Origin of the sequence: Janibacter melonis (assembly GCF_020567375.1) — a bacterium.
In the GTDB taxonomy this organism is placed as follows: domain Bacteria; phylum Actinomycetota; class Actinomycetes; order Actinomycetales; family Dermatophilaceae; genus Marihabitans; species Marihabitans melonis.
On sequence record NZ_JAJBZM010000001.1, the window covers coordinates 1191420 to 1213500 of the forward strand.

General features: G+C 70.5%; 32 protein-coding genes. 4 read left to right on the plus strand and 28 right to left on the minus strand.

All coding sequences use genetic code 11. From position 1 onward, the window contains the following. Positions 1 to 83 precede the first annotated feature (83 nt). The gene (locus LIV55_RS05510; RefSeq protein WP_229299460.1) at positions 84 to 1745 is read left to right on the plus strand and encodes a BCCT family transporter; all 1662 of its coding nucleotides are present in this window, start codon (positions 84 to 86) and stop codon (positions 1743 to 1745) included. Here LIV55_RS05510 and meaB read toward each other — a convergent pair. The 4 genes from meaB to LIV55_RS05530 form a co-directional block, all read right to left on the minus strand. Then, positions 1718 to 2710, minus strand: coding sequence for a methylmalonyl Co-A mutase-associated GTPase MeaB (meaB, locus tag LIV55_RS05515; RefSeq protein ID WP_229299461.1), 993 nt, complete (start codon positions 2708 to 2710; stop codon positions 1718 to 1720). The genes LIV55_RS05510 and meaB overlap by 28 nt on opposite strands. Further along, positions 2703 to 4898, minus strand: a complete 2196-nt coding sequence (scpA, locus tag LIV55_RS05520) for a methylmalonyl-CoA mutase (RefSeq protein ID WP_229299462.1) — start codon at positions 4896 to 4898, stop codon at positions 2703 to 2705. Before scpA ends, meaB begins: the two co-directional genes overlap by 8 nt. Next, on the minus strand, positions 4895 to 6775 hold the full coding sequence (locus LIV55_RS05525) for a methylmalonyl-CoA mutase subunit beta (protein ID WP_229299464.1): 1881 nt from the start codon (positions 6773 to 6775) through the stop codon (positions 4895 to 4897). The genes scpA and LIV55_RS05525 overlap by 4 nt, the downstream gene beginning before the upstream one ends. 165 nt (positions 6776 to 6940) lie before the next feature. Further along, positions 6941 to 7447 carry a winged helix-turn-helix transcriptional regulator gene (locus LIV55_RS05530; protein WP_229299466.1) on the minus strand — a complete coding sequence of 169 codons (507 nt, stop codon included), beginning with the start codon at positions 7445 to 7447 and terminating at the stop codon, positions 6941 to 6943. A 107-nt stretch (positions 7448 to 7554) separates the two neighbouring features. Here LIV55_RS05530 and LIV55_RS05535 point away from each other — a divergent pair, with 107 nt between their 5' ends. Genes LIV55_RS05535 through LIV55_RS05545 form a run of 3 tightly spaced genes read left to right on the plus strand, consistent with a single transcriptional unit; the run spans position 7555 to position 9200 of the window. Further along, positions 7555 to 8196 (plus strand): dihydrofolate reductase family protein, encoded by a 642-nt coding sequence (locus LIV55_RS05535; RefSeq protein ID WP_229299467.1) that lies wholly within the window; start codon positions 7555 to 7557, stop codon positions 8194 to 8196. A gap of 12 nt (positions 8197 to 8208) precedes the next feature. Further along, entirely contained in the window at positions 8209 to 8775 is a 567-nt protein-coding gene (locus LIV55_RS05540) for a dihydrofolate reductase family protein (RefSeq protein ID WP_191564086.1), read from the plus strand. After that, a complete protein-coding gene (locus LIV55_RS05545; RefSeq protein WP_229299469.1) occupies positions 8772 to 9200 on the plus strand; it encodes a YybH family protein in 429 nt (142 codons plus the stop codon). The genes LIV55_RS05540 and LIV55_RS05545 overlap by 4 nt, the downstream gene beginning before the upstream one ends. A gap of 3 nt (positions 9201 to 9203) precedes the next feature. On the opposite strand, the gene map is transcribed toward LIV55_RS05545, so the two are convergent. The 24 genes from map to rpsJ all read right to left on the minus strand — a co-directional run bounded on the left by map (position 9204) and on the right by rpsJ (position 21742). Beyond that, positions 9204 to 10052 carry a type I methionyl aminopeptidase gene (gene map, locus LIV55_RS05550; RefSeq protein ID WP_229299471.1) on the minus strand — a complete coding sequence of 283 codons (849 nt, stop codon included), beginning with the start codon at positions 10050 to 10052 and terminating at the stop codon, positions 9204 to 9206. A gap of 14 nt (positions 10053 to 10066) precedes the next feature. Beyond that, entirely contained in the window at positions 10067 to 10630 is a 564-nt protein-coding gene (locus LIV55_RS05555) for an adenylate kinase (protein ID WP_068277172.1), read from the minus strand. A gap of 1 nt (position 10631) precedes the next feature. Further along, positions 10632 to 11957: a preprotein translocase subunit SecY gene (gene secY, locus LIV55_RS05560; protein ID WP_123092231.1), complete on the minus strand. Its 1326-nt coding sequence runs from the start codon at positions 11955 to 11957 to the stop codon at positions 10632 to 10634. A gap of 204 nt (positions 11958 to 12161) precedes the next feature. Next, complete coding sequence (gene rplO, locus LIV55_RS05565) at positions 12162 to 12644, minus strand: 50S ribosomal protein L15 (RefSeq protein ID WP_229299473.1); 483 nt, start codon at positions 12642 to 12644, stop codon at positions 12162 to 12164. 2 nt (positions 12645 to 12646) lie between these two features. Beyond that, positions 12647 to 12829 (minus strand): 50S ribosomal protein L30, encoded by a 183-nt coding sequence (gene rpmD / locus LIV55_RS05570; RefSeq protein ID WP_123092232.1) that lies wholly within the window; start codon positions 12827 to 12829, stop codon positions 12647 to 12649. Then, complete coding sequence (gene rpsE / locus LIV55_RS05575) at positions 12829 to 13494, minus strand: 30S ribosomal protein S5 (RefSeq protein ID WP_068277159.1); 666 nt, start codon at positions 13492 to 13494, stop codon at positions 12829 to 12831. Before rpsE ends, rpmD begins: the two co-directional genes overlap by 1 nt. Positions 13495 to 13531: 37 nt before the next feature. Continuing rightward, positions 13532 to 13906 (minus strand): 50S ribosomal protein L18, encoded by a 375-nt coding sequence (gene rplR, locus LIV55_RS05580; protein WP_068277158.1) that lies wholly within the window; start codon positions 13904 to 13906, stop codon positions 13532 to 13534. 3 nt (positions 13907 to 13909) lie between these two features. After that, positions 13910 to 14446, minus strand: coding sequence for a 50S ribosomal protein L6 (rplF, locus tag LIV55_RS05585; protein ID WP_068277153.1), 537 nt, complete (start codon positions 14444 to 14446; stop codon positions 13910 to 13912). Positions 14447 to 14457: 11 nt separating this feature from the next. Continuing rightward, positions 14458 to 14856: a 30S ribosomal protein S8 gene (gene rpsH / locus LIV55_RS05590; RefSeq protein ID WP_068277152.1), complete on the minus strand. Its 399-nt coding sequence runs from the start codon at positions 14854 to 14856 to the stop codon at positions 14458 to 14460. 145 nt (positions 14857 to 15001) lie between these two features. Then, positions 15002 to 15187 (minus strand): type Z 30S ribosomal protein S14, encoded by a 186-nt coding sequence (locus tag LIV55_RS05595; protein WP_068277143.1) that lies wholly within the window; start codon positions 15185 to 15187, stop codon positions 15002 to 15004. A 1-nt stretch (position 15188) separates the two neighbouring features. Continuing rightward, on the minus strand, positions 15189 to 15767 hold the full coding sequence (gene rplE / locus LIV55_RS05600) for a 50S ribosomal protein L5 (protein WP_123092233.1): 579 nt from the start codon (positions 15765 to 15767) through the stop codon (positions 15189 to 15191). Between the two features lies 1 nt (position 15768). After that, positions 15769 to 16107, minus strand: coding sequence for a 50S ribosomal protein L24 (gene rplX / locus LIV55_RS05605; protein WP_068277138.1), 339 nt, complete (start codon positions 16105 to 16107; stop codon positions 15769 to 15771). A gap of 3 nt (positions 16108 to 16110) precedes the next feature. Beyond that, the gene (rplN, locus tag LIV55_RS05610; RefSeq protein ID WP_068277134.1) at positions 16111 to 16479 is read right to left on the minus strand and encodes a 50S ribosomal protein L14; all 369 of its coding nucleotides are present in this window, start codon (positions 16477 to 16479) and stop codon (positions 16111 to 16113) included. Beyond that, complete coding sequence (rpsQ, locus tag LIV55_RS05615) at positions 16476 to 16736, minus strand: 30S ribosomal protein S17 (protein ID WP_123092380.1); 261 nt, start codon at positions 16734 to 16736, stop codon at positions 16476 to 16478. The genes rplN and rpsQ overlap by 4 nt, the downstream gene beginning before the upstream one ends. A gap of 23 nt (positions 16737 to 16759) precedes the next feature. Next, positions 16760 to 17017, minus strand: a complete 258-nt coding sequence (rpmC, locus tag LIV55_RS05620) for a 50S ribosomal protein L29 (protein WP_068277123.1) — start codon at positions 17015 to 17017, stop codon at positions 16760 to 16762. Then, the gene (gene rplP / locus LIV55_RS05625; RefSeq protein ID WP_068277117.1) at positions 17017 to 17436 is read right to left on the minus strand and encodes a 50S ribosomal protein L16; all 420 of its coding nucleotides are present in this window, start codon (positions 17434 to 17436) and stop codon (positions 17017 to 17019) included. Before rplP ends, rpmC begins: the two co-directional genes overlap by 1 nt. Continuing rightward, complete coding sequence (rpsC, locus tag LIV55_RS05630; RefSeq protein WP_068277115.1) at positions 17436 to 18254, minus strand: 30S ribosomal protein S3; 819 nt, start codon at positions 18252 to 18254, stop codon at positions 17436 to 17438. The genes rplP and rpsC overlap by 1 nt, the downstream gene beginning before the upstream one ends. Further along, on the minus strand, positions 18254 to 18661 hold the full coding sequence (gene rplV, locus LIV55_RS05635) for a 50S ribosomal protein L22 (RefSeq protein ID WP_123092234.1): 408 nt from the start codon (positions 18659 to 18661) through the stop codon (positions 18254 to 18256). The genes rpsC and rplV overlap by 1 nt, the downstream gene beginning before the upstream one ends. Beyond that, on the minus strand, positions 18661 to 18942 hold the full coding sequence (rpsS, locus tag LIV55_RS05640; protein ID WP_068277107.1) for a 30S ribosomal protein S19: 282 nt from the start codon (positions 18940 to 18942) through the stop codon (positions 18661 to 18663). The genes rplV and rpsS overlap by 1 nt, the downstream gene beginning before the upstream one ends. Before the next feature lie 15 nt (positions 18943 to 18957). Next, positions 18958 to 19794, minus strand: coding sequence for a 50S ribosomal protein L2 (gene rplB / locus LIV55_RS05645; RefSeq protein ID WP_068277103.1), 837 nt, complete (start codon positions 19792 to 19794; stop codon positions 18958 to 18960). 18 nt (positions 19795 to 19812) lie between these two features. After that, entirely contained in the window at positions 19813 to 20112 is a 300-nt protein-coding gene (rplW, locus tag LIV55_RS05650; protein ID WP_068277101.1) for a 50S ribosomal protein L23, read from the minus strand. Then, the gene (gene rplD / locus LIV55_RS05655; RefSeq protein ID WP_068277100.1) at positions 20109 to 20759 is read right to left on the minus strand and encodes a 50S ribosomal protein L4, sunset domain variant; all 651 of its coding nucleotides are present in this window, start codon (positions 20757 to 20759) and stop codon (positions 20109 to 20111) included. Before rplD ends, rplW begins: the two co-directional genes overlap by 4 nt. 1 nt (position 20760) lies before the next feature. Then, positions 20761 to 21417 carry a 50S ribosomal protein L3 gene (gene rplC, locus LIV55_RS05660; RefSeq protein WP_191562938.1) on the minus strand — a complete coding sequence of 219 codons (657 nt, stop codon included), beginning with the start codon at positions 21415 to 21417 and terminating at the stop codon, positions 20761 to 20763. A gap of 16 nt (positions 21418 to 21433) precedes the next feature. Beyond that, positions 21434 to 21742: a 30S ribosomal protein S10 gene (rpsJ, locus tag LIV55_RS05665; RefSeq protein ID WP_012867945.1), complete on the minus strand. Its 309-nt coding sequence runs from the start codon at positions 21740 to 21742 to the stop codon at positions 21434 to 21436. Between the last annotated feature and the right edge of the window lie 339 nt (positions 21743 to 22081).

The following is a 22081-nucleotide window of genomic DNA, read 5'->3' on the forward strand; positions in this document are numbered from 1 at the left end:
CGGGGGCGTCGATGACACACGTGGAGGTCGGCCGCGACGCACCCCTTGCCCGCACGTGGCCGTCGACGACCCGGAAGGTACCCGTGGACGCTCTTGCCCGCAGGCTCGGACTGCGCACCCAGCCGACGATCTTCTTCACCTCGGCAGGACTCATGGTCCTGCTGCTCGCGGCCCTCCTGATCTTCCCCGACCAGCTCGGGTCCGCCTTCGGCGCCGGTCGCGAGTGGGTGGTGACGAACCTCGGCTGGTACTTCATCTTCGGCGTGACGGCCTGGCTGGTCACCCTCCTCGTCGTGGCCTTCGGCCCGTACGGCCAGATCACCCTCGGCGACCCCGACGACCGCCCTGACTACTCCTTCCTCTCGTGGTTCGCGATGCTCTTCGCCGGGGGCATCGGCACGGTGCTGATGTTCTGGGGGGTCGCCGAGCCGATCTCTCACCTCTCCGACCCCCCGCTCGGGGCCGACCCGTACACGCCGGCTGCCGCGCAGGACGCGATGGACGTCGCGCTCTACCACCTGAGCCTGCACACGTGGGCGATCTTCGCCCTGCCCGGCCTGGCCTTCGCGTACTTCATCCACCGTTACCACCTGCCGGTCCGGGTCAGCTCGGTCTTCTACCCGCTCATCGGTGAGCGCATCTACGGACCGCTGGGCCGGGGGATCGACGTCCTCGCGATCCTCGGCACGCTCTTCGGCGTCGCGGTCTCGATCGGCCTCGGCACCCAGCAGATCGGGGCCGGCCTCGGCGCGCTCTTCGGCTGGGAGAACTCCACGACCCTTCAGGTCGTCGTCATCGCCGTGCTCACCACCGTGGCGACCGGCTCGATCGTCGCGGGGCTCGACCGGGGCATCAAGCTGCTCTCGAACCTCAACATCGCCATGGCGGTCGGGCTCATGCTCTTCGTCTTCCTCGCGGGGGGCATGACGCTCTTCCTCACGCGTGAGCTCTTCGAGACGCTCGGGAGCTATCTCACCTCCCTGCCGCGCCTCGCGCTCTGGCAGGACGCCCTGGCCGACGAGACCGGCGACGGATGGGGCTGGCAGGCGGGCTGGACCGTCTTCTACTGGGCGTGGACCGTCAGCTGGGCACCCTTCATGGGGATCTTCCTCGCTCGCATCTCGAAGGGGCGCACCATCCGGGAGTTCGTGCTCGGGGTCCTGCTCGCGCCCTCCGCCTTCACCCTCGTGTGGTTCGTGACCTTCGGCTGGTCGGCCATGTCCCTCGACGGCATGGACGGCACGCAGGGACCCATCTCGGCGGCCGTGGCCGACAGCGTGCCGCTGGCGATGTTCGAGCTCTTCGAGTCCTACCCGCTGACGACCGTGCTCCAGGGACTCGGCGTGGTCATCGTCGCTCTCTTCTTCGCCACGAGCGCCGACTCGTCCTCCCTCGTCGTCGACATGCTCTGCACCGGAGACGGGGAGGCCGGACCGGTCCGCCAACGCCTCTTCTGGGGCCTGTCCCAGGGCGCGCTCGCCGCGCTCCTGCTCGTCCTGGCGGGCGACGCAGGGCTCACCGCGCTGCAGGAGGTCATCACCGTCGTCGGGCTGCCGATGTTCACGTTGATGTTCCTCGCCGGCATCGGCCTCGTCGTGGCCCTGCGTAAGGAGCGCCTGCGCTACGTCACCCAGGTCGTCGGGCTGCCCCCCGAGGCGGCAGAGGCCGGCCAGGAAGCCCTCGACCGCGGCGAGATCCTCACCGAGGGCTCGCAGGCTCAGGCCGAGCCGAGGTCGCGGGCGTAGGCGTCGAGCACCCGGCGAGCGGCGTCGACGGCGCTCACGCGACCCGAGGCGACGTCCTCGCCGACCTCGGCGACGACCTCTCGGACGGCGGGGCTGCGCCGGACCCCGTCGCGCAGCTCGGCGTCGACCATCGCCCACATCCAGCTCGTCTGCTGCTCGCGGCGCCGGGCCTCGAGCGAGCCGTGCTCGGTGAGGTGGGCGCGGTGGTCGAGGACCGCCTGCCACACCTCGTCGAGACCGGCGCCGGTCTGGGCGCTGCACGTGAGGACCGGGGGCCGGCGGGCAGAGGGGTCGGGGTTCATGAGGCGCATCGCGCCGCTCAGCTCGCGGGCGGCGACGCGGGCGTCGCCCTCGTGCGGCCCGTCGGCCTTGTTGACGGCGATGACGTCGGCCATCTCGAGGATGCCGCGCTTGATGCCCTGGAGCTGGTCACCGCCCCGGGCGAGGGCGAGCAGGAGGAAGGTGTCGACCATCTCGGCGACGGCCACCTCGGACTGGCCGACGCCGACGGTCTCGACGAGCACGACGTCGAAGCCCGCGGCCTCGAGCACGAGCATCGACTCCCGCGTGGCCCGGGCGACCCCGCCGAGGTGGCGGCCCGAGGGCGAGGGCCGCACGAAGGCGTCCTCGGTGCTCGTCAGTCGCGCCATCCGGGTGCGGTCGCCGAGGACCGAGCCGCCGGTGCGCGAGGACGAGGGGTCGACGGCGACGACCGCGACCCGGTGGCCCTGCTCGACGAGCCGGGTGCCCAGGGCGTCGATGAAGGTCGACTTGCCGGCCCCCGGGATGCCGGAGATGCCGACGCGCACTCCCCCGCCGGTCTCGGGCGCGATCTGCTCGAGCAGGGCTCGCGCCTGGTCGCGGTGGTCGGGGCGCGAGGACTCGACGAGCGTGATCGCCCGGGCGACGTGCGCGCGCGAGCGTGCCCGCACCCCGGCGACGAGATCGGCGACCGGGTCAGGCATCGCCCGACGCACGCTCCTGCAGCCGGGCGACGAGACGCACTGCCGCGTCGGCGATGACGGTCCCGGGCGGGTAGATGTCGTCGGCCCCCGCGGCGCGCAGCTCCTCGAAGTCCTGGTCGGGGATGACCCCGCCGACGACGATCATGAGGTCCTGGCGCCCCAGGGCGTCGAGCTCGCGGCGCAGCGCCGGCACGAGGGTCAGGTGCCCCGCGGCCAGCGAGCTCACCCCGACGACGTGCACGTCCGCCTCGACCGCCTGACGGGCGACCTCGGCCGGGGTCTGGAAGAGCGGGCCCACGTCGACGTCGAAGCCGAGATCGGCGAAGGCGGTCGCGATGACCTTCTGCCCGCGGTCGTGCCCGTCCTGGCCCATCTTCGCGACGAGGATGCGCGGGCGACGCCCCTCCTGCTGCTCGAAGTCCTCGACGGCGGCCTGGGCCTCTCGCACCGAGCCGCTCCCCTTCGCCTCGTCGCGGTACACACCCGAGATCGTACGGATCTGGGCGGTGTAGCGGCCGTAGACCTCCTCGAGCGCGGCCGACATCTCTCCGACCGTCGCCTTGGCGCGCGCCGCGTCGATGGCGAGCGCGAGGAGGTTGGTCTCCATGTCGCCGCCGTCGGCCCGGGCGGCCTGCGTGAGCGCCGCGAGCGCGGCCTGCGTCTCCTCCTCGTCGCGCTCGGCGCGCAGGCGCTCCAGGCTCGCGACCTGGCTCGCGCGCACCGCGGCGTTGTCGACCTTGAGCACCTCGATCGGCTCGTCCTCGTCGACGGGGTAGGTGTTGACGCCGATGACCGGCTGGGCCCCGGAGTCGATGCGCGCCTGGGTGCGGGCGGCCGCCTCCTCGATGCGCATCTTCGGGATCCCGGCCTCGATCGCCTTCGCCATGCCGCCGGCCGCCTCGACCTCCTCGATGTGCGCCCACGCCCGCTGCGCGAGGTCGTGGGTGAGCCGCTCGACGTAGGCGCTGCCGCCCCAGGGGTCGATGACGCGGCAGGTGCCCGACTCCTGCTGCAGGACGATCTGGGTGTTGCGGGCGATCCGCGCGGAGAAGTCGGTCGGCAGCGCGATCGCCTCGTCGAGCGCGTTCGTGTGCAGGCTCTGCGTGTGGCCCTGGGTGCTCGCCATCGCCTCGACCCCGGTGCGCACGACGTTGTTGAAGACGTCCTGCGCGGTGAGGCTCCAGCCGGAGGTCTGGCTGTGGGTGCGCAGCGAGAGCGACTTGGGGTTGCTCGGCTCGAAGCCCTCCTGCACGAGCCGGGCCCACAGCAGCCGGGCGGCCCGCAGCTTGGCGACCTCCATGAAGAAGTTCATCCCGATGGCCCAGAAGAAGGACAGCCGCGGGGCGAAGCGGTCGACGTCGAGCCCCGCGTCGCGCCCGGCGCGGATGTACTCGACGCCGTCGGCGAGCGTGTACGCGAGCTCGAGGTCCTGCGTCGCCCCGGCCTCCTGCATGTGGTAGCCGGAGATCGAGATCGAGTTGAAGCGCGGCATCCGCCGGCTGGTGAAGGCGAAGATGTCGGAGATGATCCGCATCGACGGCTCGGGCGGGTAGATGTAGGTGTTGCGGACCATGAACTCCTTGAGGATGTCGTTCTGGATGGTGCCGCTCAGCTGCTCCGGGCTCACCCCCTGCTCCTCGGCCGCGACGACGTAGAGCGCGAGGACCGGCAGGACAGCGCCGTTCATCGTCATCGACACCGACATCTGGTCCAGCGGGATCCCGTCGAAGAGGGTGCGCATGTCGTAGATGGAGTCGATCGCCACGCCGGCCATCCCGACGTCTCCCTCGACCCGGGGGTGGTCGGAGTCGTAGCCACGGTGGGTCGCGAGGTCGAAGGCGACCGAGAGCCCCTTCTGCCCGGCGGCGAGGTTGCGCCGGTAGAAGGCGTTGGACTGCTCGGCCGTCGAGAAGCCCGCGTACTGCCGGATCGTCCACGGCTGGTTGACGTACATCGTCGGGTAGGGGCCGCGCAGGTAGGGCGCGGCGCCGGGCACGGTGCCGAGGAAGTCCAGGCCCGCGGTGTCGGCCTCGGTGTAGACGGGCGCGACGGTGATGTGCTCGGGGGTCTGCCACCCGTCGGCCGCGCCGGGCACCTGCTCGAGCAGCTCGGCCCAGCGGGCGGCGGCGTCCTCGCCGGGCAGGCCCTCGCTGAGCGAGGCGGTGGACAGGTCGGGGATCGCGCTCATCGGGCGTCTCCATCCGTCGTCGTGGTCACGTCGTCCCCGGCCCCGAGCCGGGTCAGCAGGTCGGAGAGGAGGGCGACGACGTCGACGCCCTCACGGGCCTCGACGACGCCGTGGTCGCCCTCGCCGAGCTCGCCCGCCCGTCCGGCGAGCACGACGTGCTCGACGCCGGCCCCGCGCAGCGCGGCGAGGACCTCGAGCCCGTGCTCGGCGTTGACCCGGGGCGAGGTCGCGAGGACGGCGACCGGCAGGGCGCTGTCGCGGGCCTCCGCAGCGGCCGTGTCGGCGTCGGCGCCGTCGACGAGACGGGCGCCGATGCCGGCGACGGCGAGCAGGTTCGTCGCGAAGGTCTGACGGGCCCCGAAGTCCCGGCGGCTGCCGGGGCTGACGACGAGCACCGTCGGGTCGTCGAGCCGGGCGGCCCGGGCGCGCAGACGCTCGAAGACCTCGCCGTCGCGGTGGTGGGGCAGACCCCCCGACGGGGGCTGGGGGCGGGGTGCGCGCTGCAGCGGCGTCTCGCCGGCGAGCGGGAAGGTCGAGGTGCCGGTGAGCGGGACCTGCCGGGTCGACAGGCCGCGCAGGCGCTCCTGCCACGTCGCCTCGAGCCCGCGGGCGAGCGAGCCGTCGGCGAGCGCTGCCGCCACTCCCCCGGACGCGTCGAGCTCGCCGAGCCGCGCCCAGGCGCGCTCGGCCATCTCGTCGGTGAGGGCCTCGACGTACCAGGAGCCACCGGCGGGGTCGGCGACGGCCGCGACGTGGCTCTCGAGCGCGAGCAGGCTCTGGGTGTTGCGGGCCAGACGCCGGGAGAAGGCCTCCGGCAGCCCGAGCGGGGTGTCGTAGGGCAGCACGGTGATGGCGTCGGCGCCGCCGACGCTCGCGCCGAGGCAGGCGATCGTGCCGCGCAGGACGTTGACCCAGGGGTCGGTCGCGGTGAGCATCCGCCCGGAGGTCACGGCGTGGACGCGCGCCGCCCGGGCCCGCTCCGGCACGTCCGCGAGCTCTCCGACGCGGGCCCACACCCGACGCAGGGCGCGCAGCTTGGCGATCGTCGTGAACTGGTCGGCGGTCACGGCGACGCGCACGTCGATGCTCGCGAAGGCCTCGGCGGCGCCGACCCCCTGCTCCTCGAGCGCGCGGACGTAGGCGACCGCGGTGGCCACGGCGAGCGCGATCTCCTCGACGTCGTGGGCCCCGGCGTCGTGGTAGACGCGGGTGTCGACGGTGAGGGCGCGCACGTCGGTCAGCGCTGCCGCGCGGGTGACGAAGGGCGCGAGCCCGGTGAGGTCGGCGGCGGCGCCGGTCGCGGCGGCGGCGCCCAGCGGGTCAAGCCCGAGACCGGAGCCGGGGGCGAGCTCGGGCGCGGCCTCGAGGAGGTCGAGGAGCGCCTCGGCCGCGGGCCGCTGGACGGTCGTCGAGGAGACGACGACCGGGGCCATGCCGAGGTGGACGCCGTCGAGCGCCCTCGCAAGGTCAGCGGGCTCGAGGTGGCCGTCCCCGACCGCGAGCCACAGCGAGGTGACGCCCCGCTCGAGGTCGACGAGGGCCGCGCGGCTCGTCGCGGCCGCGTCTGCCCCTTCGTGCAGGGCGCGCACGTCCCACGGCTGGTCGGGCCGGCGCGGGCCGGTGCCGCGGGTGAAGGGCATGGCCCCGGGCACCCCGAGCGGTCGCTCCTGGGCGGGCCGGGTGTAGAGCGGGCGGACGACGACACCGTCCGGAAGGGTCGTCGACAGCGCCTCGACCGCCTCGTCGGGGCTGAGGACGTCGTCCTCAGCGCGGCTCTTGCCGACGACCTGGGCGGCCAGCTCGCGCCAACGAGCCTCGTCGGTGGGCGCGAAGCCCTCGGCCAGCGGCATGACCTCGGTCGGCCGGGCAGACATCATGTGCGCATCGCTCCTCGGGGGCGGCTCGGACGGCTCCTGCGCGCATGCCGGGCAGCGGCGGGACGTCGTCAGGCTACCGGCGGGCGGGCGGGCCCAGACTGAGAGATCCCGCACAGCGGCACGGCCCCGGGCCGGCGAGCCGCCCGCCCACGGCACCCGATCACGTCACCCGTCGGCCGACCCGTGGGCGACCTCGGCCTCGTAGGCGGCGCGCAGCCGCTCGCTCGCTCGCGGCCCGGTCGCGGGCGGCAGCGGGGCACCGAGGTGGGCGGCGCGCAGCTCGTCCATGAGCTCGGCGACGAGAGCGGGCCCGCCCTCCTCGAGCAGCCGCTGGCGCACGGTGAGCTCTGGCGACGTCTCGCGGTGCGCCCGCCCCCACGTGCCGAGCGCGACGAGCACGGGCAGGGTCTGGATGCCGGCCTCGGTGAGGGAGTACCTGGCGCGGTGACCGCGCCCGGCGTCCTCGCGCACGAGGAGGCCCGCGGCGACGAGGTCGCGCAGCCGGGCGGCGAGGACGTTGCTTGCGATGCCCTCGAGCGACCCGGAGAGCAGCTCGCGGAAGTACCGACGGTCGCCGAAGATCATGTCGCGCAGGACGACGGCGCTCCACGGGTCGCCGAGCACCTCGACCCCCCGGTTGATCGGGCAGCCCGATCTCGGCTCGGTGCGCATCGTCCCCCTTCGTCCCGCTCGTCCGGCAAGTGGTTGCGCTGCGCAATCACCCTACTCTACGGTGAGGAGCGGTTGCGCAGCGCAACCACCTGACCGGCAGGAGCGCCATGTCCGAGGTCGTCGTCACCCAGCTGAGCGTCTCGCTCGACGGCTACGCCACGGGCGAGCCGCAGACCCTCGAGCAGCCCATGGGCCATGCCACCGGTCGTCTCCACCAGTGGATGATGCCTCCCGACCAGCCCGGGGGCGGGAGGGCCCGCGACGGCGTCGACGGGGCCTTCGCCGCGCTCGGGTGGGACGGCTCGGTCGGTGTCGAGATCATGGGGCGGCGCAAGTTCGGGCCGCAGACCGGGCCGTGGACCGACGAGGAGTGGCAGGGGTGGTGGGGGCCGCGCCCTCCCTTCGAGACCCCCGTCGTCGTCCTCACCCACCACCCGAGGCCGACCCTGAACCTCGAGGGGGGCACGAGCTTCCACTTCGTCGACGCCTCCCCCGTCGAGGCGCTCGAGGTCGCCCGCGGGCTCGCCGACGGGCGTGACGTGCGCGTCGGCGGCGGCCCGAGCACGGTGCGCGACTTCGTCGCCGCCGGCCTCGTCGACCGGATGCACGTCGTCGTCGTGCCCGTCCTCCTCGGCCGCGGGGTCTGCCTCTGGGAGGGGCTCGAGGGTCTCGAGGAGCGCTACGACGTCGAGACCGTGGTCTCGCCCGCCTCTGGCGTGAGCCATCTGACCTTCGTGACCAAGGACTGACAGGAGAGCGCCATGGGACGGCTGATCTACGCGATGACCACCACCCTCGACGGGTTCGTCGACGACGCGGGCGAGGCCACCGAGCCCGACCGCGAGCTGCACGAGCACTTCAACCGGATGCAGGAGCGGCTCGTCCTCGACGTCTACGGGCGTCGGATGTGGGAGACGATGCGCTACTGGCAGGACCCGCCCGCCGAGGACCTCGAGGTCCCCTACGTGCGCGAGTACACGCAGGCCTGGCAGGACACCGACCGGGTCGTCGTCTCGCGCACCCTCACCGCGCTCGACGCGCCGCGGACCACCCTGTGGCCCGAGCTCGACGTCGACCGCCTGCGGGCCCTCGTCGCCGAGGCCGACGGCGACGTCTCCGTCGGCGGGCCGACCCTCGCGGGCGCCGCCCTGCGCGCCGGCCTCGTCGACGAGGTGAGCGCGTACGTCGGGCCCCGCGTGGCCGGCGCCGGCTCGCGCCGCTTCGTGCCCGAGGGCCTGCCCCTCGAGCTGCGTCTGCGCGAGACCGAGCGCTTCGCGAGCGGCGTCGTCGCCCTCGTGTACGACGTCGTCGGCGGGGGCGCGCGATGAGCGCCGAGCAGGAGGTGCGGGCGCTGCTCGACGAGCGGGTCGCCGCGGTCGCCGCGAAGGACCCCGCTCCCCTGCTCGCCCGCATGGCCGACGAGCTCGACAGCTTCGGCGTCACCCCGCCGCACCGGGTCCGGGGTCGCGAGGCCATGGCGGCCGGCCTGGAGGCGTGGTTCGCGGGATACGCCTCCGACATCGGGTACGGGGTGCACGAGCTCGAGGTGCGCGCGGACGGCGACCTCGCGGTCGCGACCTTCGTCTACGCCGTGAGCGGCACGCTGCGCTCGGGCGACGAGGTCGACATGTGGGTGCGGGCGACGGCGGTCCTGCAGCGGCGTGCCGGGCGCTGGCTGGTCGTGCACCAGCACGAGTCGGTCCCGTGGGACCCGACGACCGGCCAGGGTGTCATGCGGCCCGGGTCGGCGTAGCGGTCAGTCGAGCGGGCCGAAGGGGGCGCCCGCCGCCGTGAGCTCGGCCTCGCCGCCGTCGATCGCGGTGAGCACCCACAGGCCGCGCTCGGTGATCGCGACCGAGTGCTCCCAGTGCGCGGCCCGCGAGCCGTCGTCGGTGACGATCGTCCAGTCGTCGGGCAGCACGTGGTTGTCCTGCGAGCCGAGGGTCACCATCGGCTCGACGCAGATCGTCGTGCCGACCGGGGTTGCCGGGCTCCGCCCGGTGTGCCGGTAGTTCGGCACCTGCGGCGGCATGTGCATGTCCTCGCCGATGCCGTGGCCGACGTAGTCGAGGACGATGCCGTACTCGTGGTCGTGCTCCTGGCCGGAGGCGATGATCGAGTCCTCGACGGCGGCGCCGACGTCGCTGATCCGTCCCCCGGCACGCAGCGCGGCGATGCCCGCCCACATCGAGGCGCGGGTGGCCTCGGACAGGCGCAGGTCGCGGGGTCGCGCCGCCTCCTCGCCGCCGACGACGACGGTCATCGCCGCGTCGCCGTTCCACCCCTGCACCTGGGCACCGCAGTCGATGCTCAGCAGGTCTCCGGCGACCAGGACCCGCTCGCCGGGGATGCCGTGGACGACCTCCTCGTTGACCGAGGTGCACAGCGTGTGCGAGTAGCCCGGCACGAGCTGGAAGTTCGGGATGCCGCCGTGGTCGCGGATGTGCTGCTCGGCGAGGGCGTCGAGCTGGGCGGTCGTCACGCCCTCACGCACTTCGCCGCGCAGCATCTCCAGGGTGCGGCCGACGAGGAGCCCGGCGACGCGCATGAGCGCGATCTGCTCCGGCGTCTTCGCGACGACGCGCTCGCGCCCCATCCAGCCCATGTGACGACCTGCGCTCAGGCCTGCAGGGCAGCGGCGATGCGCTCGCTGACCTCGTCGACCTCGCCCATGCCGTCGACCTCGACGAGCAGGCCGCGCTCGCGGAAGACCGCGGCGAGGGGCTCGGTCTCGCGGGTGTAGATCGCCTGACGCTCGCGGATGACCTCCTCGGTGTCATCCGCGCGACCCTCGGTCTGCGCGCGCTTGAGCAGCCGCGCGACGACCTCGTCGGTCTCGACGGTGAGCATGAGCACCTTGTCGACAGCCCGGTCGTGCTTGGCGAGCATCGTGTCGAGCGCACTCACCTGACCGGTCGTGCGGGGGTACCCGTCGAGCAGGAAGCCCGGCTCGCAGTCGGCCTCGTCGAGACGGGACTCGACGATCGCGTTCGTCACGTCGTCGGGCACGTAGCCGCCCGCCGCGGTGATCTCCTTGACCTGTAGGCCGAGAGGGGTCTCGGCCTTGATGTTGGCGCGGAAGATGTCACCGGTGGAGATGGCGGGGATGCCGTAGCGCTCGGCGATCCGGGTCGCCTGCGTGCCCTTGCCGGCCCCGGGCGGGCCGAAGATGATCAGTCGCATGTCAGCGGAGGAACCCTTCGTATTCACGTTGCTGGAGCTGGGACTCGATCTGCTTCACCGTCTCCAGACCGACACCGACCATGATGAGGATCGAGGTGCCGCCGAAGGGGAAGTTCTGGTTGGCGCCGACGAGGACGAGGGCGATGAGCGGGATGAGCGAGACCAACGACAGGTAGATGGCGCCCGGGACGGTGATCCGGGTCAGCACGTAGCTCAGGTACTCGGCCGTGGGTCGCCCGGCCCGGATCCCTGGGATGAAGCCACCGTACTTCTTCATGTTGTCCGCGACCTCGGTGGGGTTGAACGTGATCGAGACGTAGAAGAAGGTGAAGAAGAAGATCAGCCCGGTGAAGACGGCGATGTAGACCCACGTCGGCTGCGAGGGGTTGAAGTGCGTCTGCAGCCAGGTCACCCAGCCGGCGGTGTTGCCGCCGGGGTCCTGACGGAACTGCGAGATCATCAGCGGCAGCGAGAGCATCGAGCTGGCGAAGATCACCGGGATGACGTTGGCCATGTTGACCTTGATGGGGATGTACGTCGAGGTCCCGCCGTACATCTGGCGCCCAACCATCCGCTTCGCGTACTGCACGGGGATGCGGCGCTGGCTCTGCTCGACGAAGACGACGGCCGCGATGATGAGCAGCCCGATGCCGATGACGAGGAAGAAGATGTCCCAGCGGCCCTCGCGCTGCTGGATCGCCCACAGCGAGCCGGGGAAGGTCGCGGTGATCGAGGTGAAGATCAGCAATGACATGCCGTTGCCGACGCCCTTGTCCGTGATGAGCTCGCCGAGCCACATGATCAGGCCCGTGCCGGCGGTCATCGTCAGCACCATGATGAGGATGCTCGGCATCGACTCGCGGTAGAGGATGTTCGTGCAGTTCGCGTTGCCGAAGAGCTGGCTGGGGTTGCGGGCGAAGGTGATGAAGGTCGCCGACTGCAGCACCGCCAGCGCGATCGTCAGGTAGCGCGTGTACTGGGTCATCTTCGCCTGACCCTGCTGGCCCTCCTTCTTCAGCGCCTCGAAGCGCGGGATGACGACCGTCAGCAGCTGCACGATGATGCTCGCCGTGATGTACGGCATGATCCCGAGCGCGAAGATCGACAGCTGGAGCAGCGCTCCCCCGCTGAAGAGGTTGGCCATCCCGAGGAAGGTCGAGCTCGCGTCGTCACGGGCACCCGCGACGCAGGCGCGCACGGCGGCCGCGTCGACGTTCGGGGTCGGCACGTGCGACCCGAGGCGGAAGAGCACGACGATGCCCAGCGTGAAGAGCAGCTTGCGACGCAGGTCCGGCGTACGGAACGCACGGGTGAAGGCGGAGAGCACCTGATCCTCCAGGTTTCACCGGGTCCACCCGTGATCGACGGGTGCTCCGGTGGCGGGGGGCGAAGACTGAAGCACGATACCCGGCGCACCCGGGGCGGGCGAACGGGGTGGGCGTGAGGGGTGACGCGTCACACGTCGTGACCGACGGCGAAGGGGTCCGCCAGGCTGTGCCCGTCGGACCCCTTCGTCAGTGGCCGTGGTGGATCAGGCGCCGGTGATGGAACCGCCGGCGGCCTCGATCTTCTCCTTGGCGCTCGTGGAGAACGCGTCCACGGTCATGTCGACCGCGACGGTGATCTCGCCGGAGCCGAGGACCTTGACGAGCTGGCCCTTGCGGACCGCGCCCTTGGCGACGAGGTCGTCGACCGTCACGGAACCACCCTCGGGGAAGAGAGCGGAGACGCGGTCGAGGTTGACGACCTGGTACTCCGTCTTGAAGGGGTTCTTGAAGCCGCGGAGCTTCGGCAGACGCATGTGCAGCGGCGTCTGCCCGCCCTCGAAGCCGGCCGGGACCTGGTAGCGGGCCTTCGTGCCCTTCGTACCGCGACCGGCCGTCTTGCCCTTGGAGCCCTCACCGCGACCGACACGGGTCTTCGCGGTCTTGGCGCCCGGGGCGGGACGCAGGTGGTGGACCTTGAGAGCGTGGCTCGAGGCCTCGTTCTCGCTGGTCTTCTTGGCGTCAGCCATGATCAGTCAACCTCCTCGACGGCCACGAGGTGCGCGACCGTACGGACCATGCCACGGATCTCCGGGCGGTCCTCCTTGACGACGACGTCGCCGATGCGCTTCAGACCGAGGCTGCGCAGCGTGTCACGCTGGTTGCTCTTGCCACCGATCTCGGAACGGGTCTGGGTGACCTTCAGCCGCGGCATCAGGCACCTGCCTTCGCGTCGGCGGCCTCACGGGCCTCCTGGCGACCGGCGGCCTGGGCGCGCAGCATCGCGGCCGGGGCGACCTCGTCCAGCGGCAGACCGCGGCGGGCGGCCACGGCCTCCGGACGCTCGAGACCCTTGAGGGCCGCGACCGTCGCGTGGACGATGTTGATCGCGTTGTCCGACCCGAGCGACTTGCTCAGGACGTCGTGGATGCCGGCGCACTCGAGCACCGCACGCACCGGACCACCGGCGATGACACCGGTACCGGGCGAGGCGGGACGGAGCAGGACGACACCCGCGGCGGCCTCACCCTGGATGGGGTGAGGGATGGTGCCCTGGATGCGGGGCACCTTGAAGAACGACTTCTTGGCCTCCTCGACACCCTTGGCGATCGCCGCGGGCACCTCCTTGGCCTTGCCGTAGCCCACGCCCACCGTGCCGTCGCCGTCACCGACGATGACGAGAGCGGTGAAGCTGAAGCGACGACCACCCTTGACGACCTTGGAGACGCGGTTGATGGTCACGACGCGCTCGAGGTACTGGCTCTCGGCGGCGCGGTTGTCGCGGCCGCCGTCGCGGCGGCCCCCGCGGTTGTCACCGCGGCTGTTGGAGCGCTCGTTGGTGCCTGCGGCACCGGCGCCTCGACGCTGGGGTCCGGGCATCAGATGTTCCTCTTCTCGACAGTCTGCTTCTGCGACATCACAGGGCCAGCCCACCTTCGCGGGCACCGTCGGCGATCGCGGCGACGCGGCCGTGGTACTTGTTGCCACCACGGTCGAAGACGACGGCCTCGACACCGGCAGCCTTGGCGCGCTCGGCGACGAGCTCACCGACCTTCTTGGCCTGCTCGGTCTTGCCACCGGTGACGGTGCGGACATCGGCCTCCATCGTCGACGCGGAGGCGACGGTCTTGCCCACGGTGTCGTCGACGACCTGGACGAAGACGTGCCGGCTCGAGCGGCTGACGACCAGGCGCGGACGGACCGCGGTACCGGTGATCTTCTTGCGCACGCGCAGGTGGCGGCGGCCTCGCGCGGCAACCTTGCCCTTGGCGCGCTTGACAGTCATAGCCATGGCTTACTTACCAGCCTTTCCGACCTTGCGGCGGATGTGCTCGCCCTCGTAGCGGACACCCTTGCCCTTGTACGGGTCGGGCTTGCGGAGCTTGCGGATGTTGGCGGCGACCTCACCGACGAGCTGCTTGTCGATGCCCTGCACCGAGAAGCGGGTGGGGTTCTCGACGGCGAAGGTGATGCCCTCCGGCGCGTCGACCGTGATCGAGTGGCTGTAGCCGAGCGCGAACTCGAGCGAACCGCCCTTGTTCTGCACGCGGTAACCGGTGCCGTGGATCTCGAGCTTCTTCGTGTAGCCCTCGGTCACGCCGACCACCATGTTGTTGATGAGCGAGCGGGTCAGCCCGTGCAGGCTGCGGGACTCGCGAGCGTCGTCGGGGCGGGTGACGGCGACGCCGTCCTCACCCTTCTCGACGGAGATGGGCTGGGCCACGACGTGGCTCAGCTCGCCCTTGGGACCCTTGACGGTCACCGTCGGGCCGTCGATGGTCACGTCGACACCGCTGGGGATGGCGACCGGGAGTCGTCCGATACGCGACATGTTGCTCTCCCTTACCAGACGTAGGCGAGGACTTCCCCACCCACACCCTTGCTAGCGGCCTGCTTGTCCGTGAGGAGACCGGAGGACGTCGAGATGATCGCGACGCCCAGGCCACCGAGGACCTTCGGCAGGTTGGTCGACTTGGCGTACACGCGCAGACCGGGCTTGGACACCCGGCGCACCCCGGCGATGGAGCGCTCGCGGTTCGGGCCGTACTTGAGGTTGATCGTCAGCGTCTTGCCGACGGTCGCGTCGGCGACGGTCCAGCCCGCGATGTAGCCCTCGGCCTGGAGGATCTCCGCGATGTGCGACTTGAGCTTGGAGTACGGCATGGAGACGTCGTCGTGGTGCGCCGAGTTGGCGTTCCGCACGCGGGTCAGCATGTCCGCAATCGGGTCGGTCATGGTCATGGGCTTCTCTTGCCCTTCCTCATCGCGGTTTCACGGTCGGAGGGGATCTCCGGGCGACCTGCGATGTAGAACGTCGGGGGTTGCGGCGGGTGCCGCGGTGGCCGGCGGGCCGAGGTGTCTCACCTCGGCCCTCCGGCCGGGGTGGTCACCAGCTCGACTTGGTGACACCGGGCAGCTCGCCGCGGTGCGCCATCTCGCGCAGGCAGATCCGGCACAGGCCGAACTTGCGGTAGACCGAGTGGGGACGGCCGCAGCGCTGGCAGCGGGTGTAGCCCCGCACCTTGAACTTCGGCTTCTTGTTGGCCTGGTTGACCAGGGCAGTCTTCGCCATGTCAGTTCTCCTTGAAGGGGAAGCCGAGCTGCTTGAGCAGGGCGCGGCCCTCGTCATCGTTGGTCGCCGTGGTGACCACGGTGATGTCCATGCCGCGGACCCGGTCGATCTTGTCCTGGTCGATCTCGTGGAACATCGACTGCTCGGTGAGGCCGAAGGTGTAGTTGCCACGACCGTCGAACTGCTTGGGCGACAGACCGCGGAAGTCGCGGATGCGCGGCAGGGCGACGGAGACGAGGCGGTCCAGGAACTCCCACATGCGGTCGCCCCGCAGCGTGGTGTGCGCACCGATCGGCATGCCCTCGCGCAGCTTGAACTGCGCGATGGACTTGCGGGCCTTGGTCACCTGCGGCTTCTGGCCGGTGATGGCGGTGAGGTCGCGGATCGCGCCCTCGATGAGCTTGCTGTCCTTGGCCGCGTCGCCGACACCCATGTTGACGACGACCTTGACCAGACCGGGGATCTGCATGACGTTCGAGTAGCCGAACTGCTCCTGCAGGGCGCCCTTGATCTCGTCCTGGTAGCGCGTCTTGAGGCGCGGGGCGACCGAGGTCGCGGGGGTCTCGATGGTCTCAGTCATCTCAGAGGTCCTTGCCCGAGCGGCCCGCGACGCGGGTCCGGCTCGTCTTCGTCTTGCCGTCACGCTCGACGCTCTCGACGCGGGTCTTGATCCGGGTCGGCTTGTTGTCCTCCGGGTCGACGACCGCCACGTTGCTCACGTGGATCGGCGCCTCCTGGACGACGAGGCCGCCGGCCTGGCCACCCACGCCCGCCTTGGTGTGGCGGGTGACGCGGTTGACGCCCTCGACGACGACGCGCTGCGTCTCGGTGTGGACGGCGATGACCTTGCCCTGCTTGGTCTTGTCCTTGCCGGACAGGACCTGCACGAGGTCACCCTTCTTGATCTTCATCTTCGCCATGGCTCAGAGCACCTCCGGCGCCAGCGACACGATCTTCATGAACTTCTTGTCGCGCAGCTCGCGGCCGACAGGGCCGAAGATGCGGGTGCCACGGGGGTCACCGTCGTTCTTGAGGATCACGGCGGCGTTCTCGTCGAACTTGATGTAGGAGCCGTCGACGCGGCGACGCTCCTTGGTCGTGCGCACGATGACGGCCTTGACGACGTCACCCTTCTTGACGTTGCCGCCAGGGATCGCGTCCTTGACGGTCGCCACGATGGTGTCGCCGATGCCGGCGTAGCGACGGCCGGAGCCGCCGAGCACGCGGATGCACAGGATCTCCTTGGCGCCGGTGTTGTCGGCCACCCGGAGACGGGACTCTTGCTGGATCACTTGGCCTTCTCCAGAATCTCGACGAGGCGCCAGCGCTTCGTCGCCGACAGCGGGCGGGTCTCCATGATGAGGACGTGGTCGCCGATACCGGCGGCGTTCGCCTCGTCGTGCGCCTTCACCTTGTGGCTCTTGCGCATGACCTTGCCGTAGAGCGCGTGCTTGACGCGGTCCTCGACCTCGACGACGACGGTCTTGTCCATCTTGTCGCTGACGACGTAGCCACGGCGGGCCTTGCGGTAGTTGCGCGCCTCGGTCACGGTCTCATCCTTCACGTTCTCGCTCACTTGCTCTCACCGGTCCCGTCCGTCGTGCTGGGGCCCTGACCGATGCGCAGCTCGCGCTCACGCATCTCGGTGTAGATCCGGGCGATGTCCTTGCGGACGGCGCGCAGCCGGCCGTGGGACTCCAGCTGGCCGGTGGCCGACTGGAAACGGAGGTTGAAGAGCTCCTCCTTGGCCTTGCGCAGCTCGTCGACCAGACGGTCGTCGGCCAGCTCACGCAGGTCCGAGGGAGTCAGGTCCTTGGATCCGACTGCCATCAGATGTCACCACCTTCACGCGCGATGAAGCGGCACTTCATCGGCAGCTTGTGCATGGCCAGACGCATGGCCTCGCGGGCGACCTCTTCCGAGACGCCGGAGAGCTCGAACATGACGCGGCCGGGCTTGACGTTGGCGACCCACCACTCGGGCGAACCCTTGCCGGAACCCATGCGGGTCTCAGCAGGCTTCTTCGTGAGCGGACGGTCGGGGTAGATGTTGATCCACACCTTGCCGCCACGCTTCATGTAGCGGGTCATGGCGATACGAGCAGACTCGATCTGGCGGTTGGTGACGTAGGCCGGCTCGAGAGCCTGGAGGCCGTAGTCACCGAAGGCGATCGTCGTGCCGCCCTTGGCCATCCCCGAACGCTTCGGGTGGTGCTGCTTGCGGTGCTTCACTCGACGAGGAATGAGCATCAGCGGTTCTCTCCCTCGGTGCTCGGGGCGGACGCGGCCGGGGCCTCGGCGGGAGCCTCGGTGGCCTGCGGGGCGGAGCCCTGGTCGTTGCGACGGGCACGGGCGGGACGGTCGTCGCGGTCGCGGCGGGGGCCGCGGCCACGCGGGGCGGCGGACGCCTGCTGCGCGGCGAACTCCTTCTCCGTCATGTCGCCCTTGTAGATCCAGACCTTGACGCCGATGCGGCCGAAGGTCGTGCGGGCCTCGTAGAAGCCGTAGTCGATGTTCGCGCGGAGGGTGTGCAGCGGCACGCGACCCTCGCGGTAGAACTCGCTGCGGGACATCTCGGCGCCGCCGAGACGACCGGAGCACTGGATCCGGATGCCCTTGGCACCGGCGCGCTGCGAGGACTGGATGCCCTTGCGCATGGCGCGACGGAAGGTCACGCGAGCAGCGAGCTGCTCGGCGATGCCCTGGGCGACGAGCTGAGCCTCGATCTCGGGGTTCTTGACCTCGAGGATGTTCAGCTGGACCTGCTTGCCGGTGAGCTTCTCGAGCTCGCCGCGGATGCGGTCGGCCTCGGCGCCGCGGCGACCGATGACGATGCCCGGACGCGCGGTGTGGATGTCGACGCGGACGCGGTCACGCGTGCGCTCGATCTCCACGCGGGCGATGCCGGCGCGCTCCATGCCCGTCGAGAGCAGCTTGCGGATCGCGACGTCTTCCTTGACGTAGTCGCGGTAGCGCTGCCCCTCCTTGTTGGAGTCGGCGAACCAGCGGCTCTTGTGGTCGGTGGTGATACCCAGGCGGAAGCCGTGCGGGTTGATCTTCTGACCCATCAGCGGGTCCCTCCCTTCGCGGCCTTCTCAGGCTTCGCGGTGACGACCACGGTGATGTGGCTCGTGCGCTTGTTGATCCGGCCGGCGCGACCCTGCGCACGCGGACGGAACCGCTTCATCGTCGGGCCCTCGTCCACGAAGGCGGCCGAGACGACGAGGTTGCGCTCGTCGAAGGGCTCACCGAGCTCGTCCGAGCGGACGCGCAGGTTCGCGATGGCGGACTGCAGGACCTTGAGGGTCTGCTCCGAGGCAGCCTGCGGCGCGTACATGAGCGTCGCGATGGCGGTCTGGGTGTCCTTGCCACGGATGAGGTCGACGACCCGTCGGGCCTTCATCGGGGTGATGCGCGTGTGACGCGCGACAGCCCGGGCCTCGAGGGCGGGGGTCTGGGTGGTGTCGGTAGCCATCAGCGACGCCGTCCCTTCTTGTCGTCCTTCACGTGACCGCGGAAGGTGCGGGTCGGTGCGAACTCGCCGAGCTTGTGACCGACCATCGCCTCGGTGACGAACACCGGGACGTGCTTGCGGCCGTCGTGCACGGCGAAGGTGTGCCCGAGCATGTCGGGGCTGATGACCGATCGGCGAGACCAGGTCTTGATGACGTTCTTGCTGCCCGCTTCGTTCTGAGCGTCCACCTTCTTCTGAAGGTGGTCGTCGATGAAGGGGCCCTTCTTCAAACTACGAGGCATGTCTCAGGCTCCTACTCAGCGCTTCTTGCCAGTACGACGGCGGCGGACGATGAGCTTGTCGCTCGCCTTGCCCGGACGTCGGGTCCGGCCCTCCGGCTGGCCCCACGGGGAGACGGGGTGACGGCCACCAGAGGTGCGTCCCTCGCCACCGCCGTGCGGGTGGTCCACGGGGTTCATGACGACACCACGGACGGTCGGGCGCTTGCCCTTCCAGCGCATGCGGCCTGCCTTGCCCCAGTTGATGTTGCTCTGCTCGGCGTTGCCGACCTCGCCGACGGTGGCGCGGCAGCGCACGTCGACGCGACGGATCTCACCGGAGGGCATGCGCAGCGTGGCGTAGGGGCCCTCCTTGCCGAGGAGCTGGATGCTCGTGCCGGCCGAGCGGGCCAGCTTGGCGCCGCCGCCCGGACGCAGCTCGACCGCGTGGATCGTCGTACCGGTCGGGATGTTGCGCAGCGGCAGGTTGTTGCCCGGCTTGATGTCGGCACCAGGGCCGGCCTCGATCGGGTCGTGCTGCTTGAGCTTGTTCGGCGCGAGGATGTAGCGCTTCTCGCCGTCGGCGTAGTGCAGCAGCGCGATGCGCGCGGTGCGGTTGGGGTCGTACTCGATGTGCGCGACCTTGGCCGGCACCCCGTCCTTGTCGTGACGACGGAAGTCGATGACACGGTAGGCGCGCTTGTGGCCACCACCGATGTGACGGGTCGTGATACGACCGCTGGCGTTGCGGCCACCGGACTTGCTCAGCGGACGGACGAGGGACTTCTCCGGCGTGGACCGGGTCACCTCGACGAAGTCGGCGACGGAGCTGCCGCGGCGACCGGGCGTGGTCGGCTTGTACTTACGGATACCCATGGTTACGTTCCTCTACCTTCAGCCCTGGCCACCGAAGATGTCGATCGAGCCCTCGCGGAGGGTGACGATCGCACGCTTGGTGTCCTTGCGCTTGCCGATCCCGAAGCGGGTACGGCGCGTCTTGCCCGGGCGGTTCATGGTGTGGACCGAGTCGACCTTGACCTCGAAGATCTGCTCGACGGCGATCTTGATCTCGGTCTTGTTGGCCCGCGGGTCGACGAGGAAGGTGTACTTGCCCTCGTCGAGCAGCGCGTACGACTTCTCCGAGACGACCGGACGGATGAGGATGTCGCGGGGGTCCTTGACGGTGGTGCTCACTTGGCGACCTCCTCGGTCTTCGTGGCGGGACCAGCGACGAAGGCGTCGAGCGCGGCCTGCGTGAAGACCACGTCGTCCGCGCAGAGCACGTCGTAGGTGTTGAGCTGGTCGGCCCACAGGACGTGGACGTCGGCGAGGTTGCGCACGCTCTTGGTCGACAGGACGTCCGAGCGGTCGAGGACCACGAGGAGGTTCTTGCGCTCCGAGAGCGAGCCGAGGACGCCGGCGACCGACTTCGTCGACGGGGCGTCGCCCTCGACGAGGGCGGACATCACGTGGATGCGGCCGTGGCGAGCCCGGTCCGAGAGGGCCCCGCGCAGGGCGGCGGCCTTCATCTTCTTGGGCGTGCGCTGGCTGTAGTCGCGCGGCTGCGGGCCGTGGACGACGCCACCGCCGGCGAACTGCGGCGCGCGGGTCGAGCCCTGACGGGCGCGGCCGGTGCCCTTCTGGCGGTACGGCTTGCGCCCACCGCCGCGGACCTCGCCGCGGGTCTTCGTCGAGTGCGTGCCCTGGCGCGCCGCGGCGAGCTGGGCGACGACCACCTGGTGGATCAGGGGGACGTTGGTCTGCACGTCGAAGATCTCGGCGGGCAGGTCCACCGTGCCGGACTTCTGGCCGGCCGGGCTGAGGATGTCGATGGTCGGCACGTCAGGCTCCCTTCACCGCGTTGCGGACGAGGACGACGCTGCCGCGGGGGCCGGGGACGGCGCCCTTGACGAGCAGCAGACCCTTCTCGGCGTCGACGGCGTGGATCGTCAGGTTCTGGGTGGTCTGGCGCACGCCACCCATGCGGCCGGCCATGCGCATGCCCTTGAAGACACGGCCCGGGGTGGCGCAGCCACCGATGGAGCCCGGCTTGCGGTGGTTCTTGTGCGCACCGTGCGAGGAGCTCACGCCGTGGAAGCCGTGACGCTTCATGACGCCGGCGAAGCCCTTGCCCTTGGTCGTCGCGGTGACGTCGATCTTCTCGCCACCGGCGAAGGTCTCGGCGGTCAGCTCCTGGCCGAGCGAGTACTGCGAGGCGTCAGCCGTGCGCATCTCGATGCTGTAGCGGCGCGGGGTGACCCCGGCCTTGGCGAAGTGCCCGGCCTCCGGCTTGTTCACCTTGCGCGGGTCGATGGACCCGTAGGCGATCTGGACGGCGTCGTAGCCGTCGGTGCCGGTGGTGCGGACCTGGGTGACGACACACGGGCCAGCCTGGATGACGGTCACCGGGACGAGGCGGTTCTCGTCGTCCCAGACCTGGGTCATACCGAGCTTCTCGCCGAGGACACCCTTGACGGTCTTGTCGATAACAGTAGTCATAACGTCGTCCCTGCGATCAGAGCTTGATCTCGATGTTGACGTCCGCCGGCAGGTCGAGTCGCATGAGCGAGTCGACGGCCTTCGGCGTCGGGTCGATGATGTCGATGAGGCGCTTGTGGGTACGCATCTCGAAGTGCTCGCGGCTGTCCTTGTACTTGTGCGGCGACCGGATCACGCAGAAGACGTTCTTCTCCGTGGGCAGCGGCACAGGGCCAACAACGGTGGCGCCGGCACGGGTCACCGTGTCGACGATCTTGCGCGCCGAGCTGTCGATGACCTCGTGGTCATACGACTTCAGTCGGATGCGGATCTTCTGTCCGGCCATCTGAGCCTTGTCTCTTTCTCGCCGTCGTGCAGTGGTCTGTGGTTCGTCTCGCCCGGGCGTCCGACCCACGCGGTCGGGTGTGTCGCACCCGTTCCGCGGCGCACGTCATCCCATAGGTATGACGTCCGAGTCGGCAGTCCGGTCGAGCCGGAACTTGATCCATCCGGTGTGTCGCCCCGCCGTCGTGCAGCGGTTCGATGCGTTTCACCAGGGTCCACGACGGGCACGTGAGTACCCGGCGTGCATCAAGCAACCCACCCAGTGTGCCAGAGGCGGGGCGAGGCGGCCAAATCGACCTAGCACTCCCCCTTCGCCGGCGCCCGCACCACGTCGTGCGTG